This window comes from Pseudonocardia sp. NPDC049154 (assembly GCF_040648315.1).
GTDB lineage: Bacteria > Actinomycetota > Actinomycetes > Mycobacteriales > Pseudonocardiaceae > Pseudonocardia.
On record NZ_JBEZDN010000210.1, the window covers coordinates 1 to 7,114 of the forward strand.

At 74.2% G+C, this 7,114-nt stretch carries 9 protein-coding genes and 2 pseudogenes; 7 read left to right on the forward strand and 4 right to left on the reverse strand.

What is annotated here, in order from left to right; translation table 11 throughout:
- From AB0B41_RS42025 to AB0B41_RS42040, 4 genes and pseudogenes are all read left to right on the forward strand, one after another.
- A pseudogene (locus AB0B41_RS42025) lies at positions 1-259 on the forward strand (hypothetical protein); the annotation flags it as partial.
- Entirely contained in the window at positions 256-957 is a 702-nt protein-coding gene (gene bioD / locus AB0B41_RS42030) for a dethiobiotin synthase (RefSeq protein ID WP_358212683.1), read from the forward strand. The pseudogene AB0B41_RS42025 and the gene bioD, both read left to right, overlap by 4 nt.
- On the forward strand, positions 954-1,961 hold the full coding sequence (bioB, locus tag AB0B41_RS42035) for a biotin synthase BioB (protein ID WP_358212685.1): 1,008 nt from the start codon (positions 954-956) through the stop codon (positions 1,959-1,961). The genes bioD and bioB overlap by 4 nt, the downstream gene beginning before the upstream one ends.
- Positions 1,958-2,155 carry a hypothetical protein gene (locus AB0B41_RS42040; RefSeq protein WP_358212698.1) on the forward strand — a complete coding sequence of 66 codons (198 nt, stop codon included), beginning with the start codon at positions 1,958-1,960 and terminating at the stop codon, positions 2,153-2,155. The genes bioB and AB0B41_RS42040 overlap by 4 nt, the downstream gene beginning before the upstream one ends.
- A gap of 32 nt (positions 2,156-2,187) precedes the next feature.
- Here the strand turns inward: AB0B41_RS42040 and AB0B41_RS42045 are convergent, their stop codons facing one another.
- Both AB0B41_RS42045 and AB0B41_RS42050 read right to left on the reverse strand, forming a co-directional pair.
- Entirely contained in the window at positions 2,188-3,120 is a 933-nt protein-coding gene (locus AB0B41_RS42045) for an RNA polymerase subunit sigma-70 (protein ID WP_358212687.1), read from the reverse strand.
- Positions 3,120-3,539, reverse strand: a complete 420-nt coding sequence (locus tag AB0B41_RS42050) for a VOC family protein (protein ID WP_358212689.1) — start codon at positions 3,537-3,539, stop codon at positions 3,120-3,122. Before AB0B41_RS42050 ends, AB0B41_RS42045 begins: the two co-directional genes overlap by 1 nt.
- Before the next feature lie 106 nt (positions 3,540-3,645).
- Between AB0B41_RS42050 and AB0B41_RS42055 the strand changes: the two genes are divergently transcribed.
- Positions 3,646-4,155 carry a type II toxin-antitoxin system PemK/MazF family toxin gene (locus tag AB0B41_RS42055; RefSeq protein ID WP_358212691.1) on the forward strand — a complete coding sequence of 170 codons (510 nt, stop codon included), beginning with the start codon at positions 3,646-3,648 and terminating at the stop codon, positions 4,153-4,155.
- A 9-nt stretch (positions 4,156-4,164) separates the two neighbouring features.
- On the opposite strand, the gene AB0B41_RS42060 is transcribed toward AB0B41_RS42055, so the two are convergent.
- On the reverse strand, positions 4,165-4,845 hold the full coding sequence (locus tag AB0B41_RS42060) for an LON peptidase substrate-binding domain-containing protein (RefSeq protein ID WP_358212693.1): 681 nt from the start codon (positions 4,843-4,845) through the stop codon (positions 4,165-4,167).
- 4 nt (positions 4,846-4,849) lie between these two features.
- Positions 4,850-5,569 carry an NUDIX domain-containing protein gene (locus AB0B41_RS42065; RefSeq protein ID WP_358212695.1) on the reverse strand — a complete coding sequence of 240 codons (720 nt, stop codon included), beginning with the start codon at positions 5,567-5,569 and terminating at the stop codon, positions 4,850-4,852.
- 171 nt (positions 5,570-5,740) lie between these two features.
- On the opposite strand from AB0B41_RS42065, the gene nadA reads away from it, so the two are divergent.
- Together nadA and AB0B41_RS42075 are read left to right on the forward strand one after the other, a co-directional pair.
- Complete coding sequence (nadA, locus tag AB0B41_RS42070) at positions 5,741-6,742, forward strand: quinolinate synthase NadA (protein ID WP_358212696.1); 1,002 nt, start codon at positions 5,741-5,743, stop codon at positions 6,740-6,742.
- Positions 6,739-7,014: pseudogene (locus AB0B41_RS42075) on the forward strand (FAD-dependent oxidoreductase); the annotation flags it as partial. The gene nadA and the pseudogene AB0B41_RS42075, both read left to right, overlap by 4 nt.
- Positions 7,015-7,114: the final 100 nt, after the last annotated feature.

A 7,114-nucleotide genomic window follows, 5' to 3' on the forward strand; every position in this document is an offset into this window, starting at 1 on the left:
GCGGCAACTGCCCCTAGAGGGGCAGTTGCCGCTCACGGGGTCTGCGGTCGTGCCCGTGGTGCTCGGGTCGCCGGTGGTGGCGTTCGAGGCGGCCGGTCGGTGTCTGGAGCGCGGGGTCCGGGTGGGGTGCTTCCGGCCGCCGTCGGTGCCGGAGGGGACGAGCAGGCTGCGGCTCACCGCGCGCGCCGACCTCACCGCCGCCGAGCTGGGCCGCGTGCGCGAGGTCCTGCACGAGGTGCTCGCGCAGGTCCGCCCGTGACCGGGCGGGTGCTCGTGGTCAGCGGCACCGGGACGGACGTGGGCAAGACGGTCGTCACGGCCGCGCTCGCCGCCCTGGCCGGAGCGGCGGGGGAGCGGGTGGCGGTGCTCAAGCCCGCCCAGACCGGCGTCGCCCCCGGCGAACCCGGCGACCTGGCGGCCGTCGCGGCGCTGGTCCCCGGCGTGACCACCGCCGAGCTGGCGCGCTATCCCGACCCGCTCGCCCCGGAGACCGCCGCCCGCCGCGCCGGCCTCCCGCCCGTCACGCCCGGGGCGGCCGTCGACGCCGCCCGCGATCTCGCCGCGGACCACGACCTGGTCCTGGTGGAGGGCGCGGGCGGGCTGCTCGTGCGGTTCACGCCCGACGGCACCCTGGCCGACGTCGCCGCGAAGCTCGGCGCCCCGGTGCTCGTCGTGGCGGCGGCCGGGCTCGGCACGCTCAACCACACCGCCCTGACCACCGAGGCCCTGGCGCACCGCGGGATCGCGTGCGCCGGCGTCGTCGTCGGGGCCTGGCCCGAGGAGCCCGACCTGGCCGCGCGGTGCAACCTCGCCGACCTGCCCGCCGTCACCGGGGTGCCACTCCTCGGGGCGCTGCCCGAACGGAGCGGGACCCTTCGTCCGGCTGAATTCGCCCGGGTCGCGCGTCACACCCTCGCCCCCGCACTGGGTGGTGTTTGGCATAGTTCGCACTCGTGACCACAGCGACGTCGTACATCCTCGCCCGTGCCCGTGAGCAGGTCCTCGAGCGCGGCGAGGGGCTGTCGGAGGAGCAGGTCCTGGAGGTCCTCCGGCTCCCCGACTCCGAGCTCGACGCCCTGCTGGAGCTGGCTCACGAGGTGCGGATGCGCTGGTGCGGGCCGGAGGTCGAGGTCGAGGGGATCATCTCGCTGAAGACCGGCGGCTGCCCCGAGGACTGCCACTTCTGCTCCCAGTCGGGGCTGTTCGAGTCGCCGGTGCGCTCGGCGTGGCTGGACGTACCGATGCTGGTCGAGGCGGCCAAGCAGACGGCGAAGACGGGGGCGACGGAGTTCTGCATCGTCGCGGCGGTGCGCGGGCCGGACACGCGGCTGATGGCGCAGGTCGCGGCGGGTGTCGCGGCGATCAAGGACGCGGTGGGCATCAACGTCGCGTGCTCCCTCGGCATGCTCACGCCCGAGCAGGTCACCGCGCTGGCCGAGATGGGCGTGCACCGCTACAACCACAACCTCGAGACCGCGCGCTCGCACTTCCCGAACGTCGTCACCACGCACACGTGGGAGGAGCGCTGGGAGACGCTGCGGCTGGTCCGCGAGGCCGGCATGGAGGTCTGCTGCGGCGGGATCGTCGGGATGGGGGAGAGCCTGGAGCAGCGCGCGGAGTTCGCCGCGCAGCTCGCCTCGCTGACCCCGGACGAGGTGCCGCTGAACTTCCTCAACCCGCGCCCGGGCACGCCGTTCGGCGACCTCGAGCCGATGTCGGGGCCGGACGCGCTGCGCACGGTCGCGGCGTTCCGGCTCGCGCTGCCGCGCACGGTGCTGCGGTTCGCCGGCGGGCGTGAGCTGACCCTCGGCGACCTCGGCGCGCGCAAGGGCCTGCTCGGCGGGATCAACGCCGTGATCGTCGGCAACTACCTGACGACGCTCGGGCGGCCGGCCGAGTCGGACATCGACCTGCTCGGCGAGCTGGAGATGCCGATCAAGGCCCTCAACGAGACGTTGTGAGCGCCGTGGGAACGGCACCCTTCTGCGACCGCTGCGGTGTGCCCGCGGGCGAGGGCGACCACGCCCGCTGCGCCCGCGAGCGCGAGCTGGAGCCGCCCCGGTTCTGCCCGGAGTGCGCCCGGCGCATGGTGGTCCAGGTCGACCCCTTCGGCTGGACCGCCCGCTGCTCCCGCCACGGCGAACGCTCGTCGTGAGTGGCGATAGTCGCTATAGCGACTATCGCCACTCACAGGGTGTCGGGCAGGTCGAGGGCGGGGAACCAGGACCAGCCGAAGGTCGTGATCTCCGCGATCCGGTCGCCCTCCACCCGCAGGACGTCGAGCTTGAACGGGCGGAACACCGTGTCCCCGGGGCGGCGCAGGTAGCTCGCGGCGGCGGGCATGAGGTTGACGCCGGTCGGCAGCAGCCGCCAGTCGCCGTCGCGGTCCGGCCCGAAGGCCCGGTCGAGCAGCGTCCGGAGCCGGTCGTGCCCCTCGAAGCAGAAGGGCGCGGGCGGCATGGTGACCCGGATGTCCGCGGCCGCGGCGGCGAGCGCGGCCGCCGCGTCGTGCCGCTCGTGCGCCGCGATGAACCGCTCGAGCAGCTCCTTCTCCGCCGGGTTCGGCTCGTGCGCGGACCAGTCGTCGCGGTGCGACGGCAGGTGGGTCCGCAGCGTCTCCCGCGCCCGCTGCAGCGCGCTGTTCGCCGCGGCCACGCTCGTCCCGATCATCTCCGCGGTCTCCTTCGCGGGCAGCCCCAGCACCTCGCGGGCCAGCAGCGCCGCCCGCTGCCGGGGCGGCAGGACCTGCAGGGCCACGAGGAACGCGAGCTCGATCGTCTCCCGCGCGACCACGAGCGCGTCGGGCTCCTCCTCGGCGCTCGCCGGCTCGAGCAGGGTGTCCGGGTAGGGCGTCAACCAGGCCACCTCGGCCGCCGACGCCGGGCGGCGTGCCCGGGCGCGGGCGGCGTCGACGCAGACCGTGGTGGCGATCCGGTACAGCCAGGCCCGCAGGTGCGTGCCGTCGAACCCCTCCCGCCCGCGCCAGGCCCGCAGGTAGGTCTCCTGGACGGCGTCCTCGGCGTCGGACACCGACGCGAGCATGCGGTAGCAGTGCACGTGCAGCTCGCGCCGGTGCCGGGCGAGGCCCGCCTCCAGGTCGACGGGACCGGTCGGGGACATCAGCGCTTCGGCGTCCGGATCTCCTGGAGGGCCCAGGAGTTGCCGTCGGGGTCGGCGAAGAAGACGAAGGTGCCGTAGTCCTCGTGCTCCGGGTGCACCCCGGCCGTCTGCGCGCCGTCGACGAAGTGCTGCGGCCCGCTGTTCTCGATGCCGGCGGCCTCCAGCTCGGCGTGCGCCTTCTCGATGTCCGTGACGACGAGGTGGCAGCCCTGCAACGAGCCCGCCGTCGCCCCGCCGCCGAGACCGGTGCCGAAGACGATCGAGCAGGCGGACCCGGGCGGGGTGACCTGCACGGCGCGGAAGTGCTCGTTCGGGCGGAAGTCGGAGTCGACGGTGAAGCCGAGCTTGCCGGCGTAGAACTCGTACGCGCGCTCCACGTCGGAGACGGGGACGACGACGACCTCGAGCCTGCAGTCCATGGTGGTTCCTCCCTGTGCGGTGGGGTGTCGCTGCTGTGGTGTCGCTGCTGTGGTGTCGCTGCATGGAACTACCGCCGCGCCGGAAACTCATCGGTGGACCGATGAGATGCTGTCGACCATGGACTGGGGCAACCTGCTCAAGCAAGCGGTCGACGTGGGCTTCAGGCTCCTCGCGCAGGCGGACGACGCGCCCGCCCGCCCCGCGCCGGAGGGCCACGGCGGGGTCCGCACCGCGCCGACGGGCGACCGGGCCCGGCGCATCGCCTACGCGCCCGAGCTCGACGGCGCCGCGGACCCGGGCGAGATCGTCTGGACCTGGGTGCCGTTCGAGGAGGACGCGAGCCAGGGCAAGGACCGGCCGCTGCTCGTCGTCGGGCGGCAGGGCGGGGAGCTGCTCGGGCTGATGCTGTCCAGCCAGCACAAGCGCGAGGGCGACCCGGACTGGGTGGCGATCGGGTCCGGCGGGTGGGACCGCGAGGGCCGCGAGTCCTTCATCCGGCTCGACCGGGTGCTCGAGGTCGGCGAGCACGACATCCGCCGGGAGGGCGCGGTGCTCGACCGGGGCCGCTTCGACCGCGTGGCCGACGAGCTGCGCGGCCGCTTCGGCTGGGAGTGACGCGCCGGATCAGTTGGGGCCGAAGGGTTCCGCGAAGGTGCTCATCGGCGTGGGCACCGCCCGGAGCTGCTGCAGCAGGCCGCGCTCGCGGGCGATGAGCAGCCGCACCATGCGCAGCCGCTCGACCGGGCAGGTCTGCTCCAGCAGCGCCTGCCGGTCCTCGAGCGGCAGGAGACAGTCGGCGGCCAGGACGTGCGCGAGCTCGGCCGTCGCGACCTCGTGGGCGGGCTCCGACCAGTCGTCGTTCTTCCAGGCGGTGGCGCAGTAGGCGCGGTGCGCGGCGCGGGCGGCGCCGGCAAGCATCCGGGTCAGGTCGTCCGACTCGGAGGTCTCCTTGTCGTCGGGCACGAACTCGACGGCACCACAGAGGTAGGGCTTGACCTCCGCGTCCAGGTCGAGCAGGCGGAACCGCCGCGCGCCGGAGGTCACGACGTCGTAGCGCCCGTCGGGGAGCCGCCGCACGTCGAGCAGCCGGGCGGTGCACCCGATCGCGTGCAGCGCGTCGAGGCCGTGGACGTCGGGGTCGTGCCCCTCCCGCACGGCGACGACGCCGAACTCCTTGTCCGGCACCGCCCCCGTCACGAGGTCGACGGTGAGCTGGCGGTAGCGCGGCTCGAAGATGTGCAGCGGCAGCGACGCCCCGGGCATCAGCACGGTGCCCAGGGGGAAGAGGGGAATCGTCGCGACCACGCCGTCACGGTACGGGCCGCACCGCGCCGTCGCCTGCCGAGTCGCGGGTGCCCGGCGGGCGGAGCACGGCCGAGGCGTCGGTGACCCGCAGGGCCCGCTCGGTGAACCGGAACAGCGCGGCGGGACGGCCGCCGGCCGGCCCCGGCGGCGCGGTCTCGCCGGTGGCCGCCAGGACGTGCCGCCGGGTGAGCACCCGCTGCAGGTTGGTCGCCGACACCGGGTGCCCGAGCGCGGCGACATAGAGCTCGCGGAGCGCGGAGATCGTGAACTCCCGCGGGGCGAGCGCGAAGCCCAGGTTGGTGTAGGAGAGCTTGGCGCGCAGGCGGTCCCGCGCGTCGTGGACGATCTCGGCGTGGTCGAACGCCGTCTCTGGCAGGTCGTCGACCGGGAACCAGGCGGTGTCCGCCGGCACGGCCGGGTCGACGTCGGACGGGACGAGCCCGAGGAACGACGTGGCGACGAGCCGGATGCCGGGCACCCGCTCCGGTGCGCTGAACACGCCGAGCTGCTCGACGTGGGTGACCCCGCGGACGTCGACCTTCTCGGCGAGCTGGCGGCGCACCGACTCCTCGACGTCCTCGGTGTCGCCGAGCGTGCCGCCCGGCAGCGCCCAGCGGCCCCGGTCGGGGTCCTTGCCACGCTGCCAGAGCAGCACCTGGAGGGCGTCCTCACGGACCTGCAGGACGGCCGCGAGCACCTCGTGGCCCGTGGGACGGGCGGGCATGCGCCGATCGTAGGGGCCGCCGCGGTGATCCGGGCGAACCGACCGTTCCGGGACGCGCAGGTTACGGACAGGTGAGTTCCGGGTCACGCGGACGGTGTCCTCGGGGCGGCCGCGATGCTACGATCGCCCTGTTTTCGACCAACAGGCGAAAACATCCGAGGAGGACGAGCGATGACCGTGACGGCTGACGTGCAGGCGGGGACCGGCGTCCCGTACCCCGGCTGGGCCGACGAGGTGCGCGAGCTCGCGCGGCGCCGGGACGCCGTGCTGCTGGCGCACAACTACCAGCTGCCGGCGATCCAGGACGTGGCCGACCACGTGGGCGACTCCCTGGCGCTGTCCCGGATCGCGGCCGAGGTCGACGCGGAGACGATCGTGTTCTGCGGCGTCCACTTCATGGCCGAGACGGCGAAGATCCTCTCGCCGGAGAAGGCCGTGCTGATCCCGGACGCGCGGGCCGGCTGCTCGCTCGCCGACTCGATCACCGTCGACGAGCTCAGGGCCTGGAAGGCCGAGCACCCCGGCGCCGTCGTGGTCAGCTACGTGAACACCACCGCCGCGGTGAAGGCGGAGACCGACATCTGCTGCACCTCGTCCAACGCGGTCGAGGTCGTCGCGTCGATCCCCGAGGACCGCGAGGTGCTGTTCCTGCCGGACCAGTTCCTCGGCGCGCACGTCCGGCGCACCCTGGACCGGCGGAACATGCACGTCTGGGCGGGGGAGTGCCACGTCCACGCCGGCATCAACGGCGCCGAGCTGACCGCGCAGGCCGAGGCGCACCCCGACGCCGAGCTCTTCGTGCACCCGGAGTGCGGCTGCGCCACGTCGGCGCTCTACCTCGCAGGGTCGGGCACCGTGCCCGCGGACCGGGTGAAGATCCTCTCGACCGGCGGGATGGTCGACGCGGCGCGCGCCTCGCACGCCAAGTCGGTGCTGGTCGCGACCGAGGTGGGCATGCTGCACCAGCTCCGCCGGGCCGCCCCGGAGATCGACTTCCGCGCCGTGAACGAGCGCGCGAGCTGCACCTACATGAAGATGATCACGCCCATGGCGCTGCTGCGCAGCGTCCGCGAGGGGACGGACGAGGTGCACGTCGACCCCGAGCTCGCCGCGCGCGGGCGCGCCGCCGTCGAGCGGATGATCGCGATCGGTCAGCCGGGGGGTGGCGAGTGACCTGGGAGGCGGGTGCGGACCTGGTGGTGGTCGGCAGCGGCGTCGCGGGGCTGACGGCCGCGCTCGACGCCGCCGCGGCTGGGCTGCGCGTGGTCGTGGTGACCAAGGACGCGACCGACGCCGGCAGCACCCGCTGGGCCCAGGGCGGCGTGGCCGTCGTGCTCGGTGACGTCCCGGGAGACACGGTCGAGGCGCATGCGGCGGACACGCTCGCCGCGGGCGGCGGCCTCAACGACGCCGACGCGGTCGCCGCGATCGTCGCGGGCGGGCCGCCGCGGTCGGCCGGCTGGGGGAGTTGGGAAGATGGTCGTGGAGGGAAGTGTGTGGTGACAATCGTGTAGATATAGGTGGTGGCCGGTTAAATAAAAATGG

Coding starts and splice junctions, on each gene's coding strand:
- AB0B41_RS42045 (WP_358212687.1), bottom strand. CDS start 3,120: ATGTCCCCGACCGGTCCCGTCGACCTGGAGGCGGGCCTCGCCCGGCAC.
- AB0B41_RS42055 (WP_358212691.1), top strand. CDS start 3,646: ATGCTGTCGACCATGGACTGGGGCAACCTGCTCAAGCAAGCGGTCGAC.
- AB0B41_RS42065 (WP_358212695.1), bottom strand. CDS start 5,569: ATGCCCGCCCGTCCCACGGGCCACGAGGTGCTCGCGGCCGTCCTGCAG.
- nadA (WP_358212696.1), top strand. CDS start 5,741: ATGACCGTGACGGCTGACGTGCAGGCGGGGACCGGCGTCCCGTACCCC.
- AB0B41_RS42050 (WP_358212689.1), bottom strand. CDS start 3,539: ATGGACTGCAGGCTCGAGGTCGTCGTCGTCCCCGTCTCCGACGTGGAG.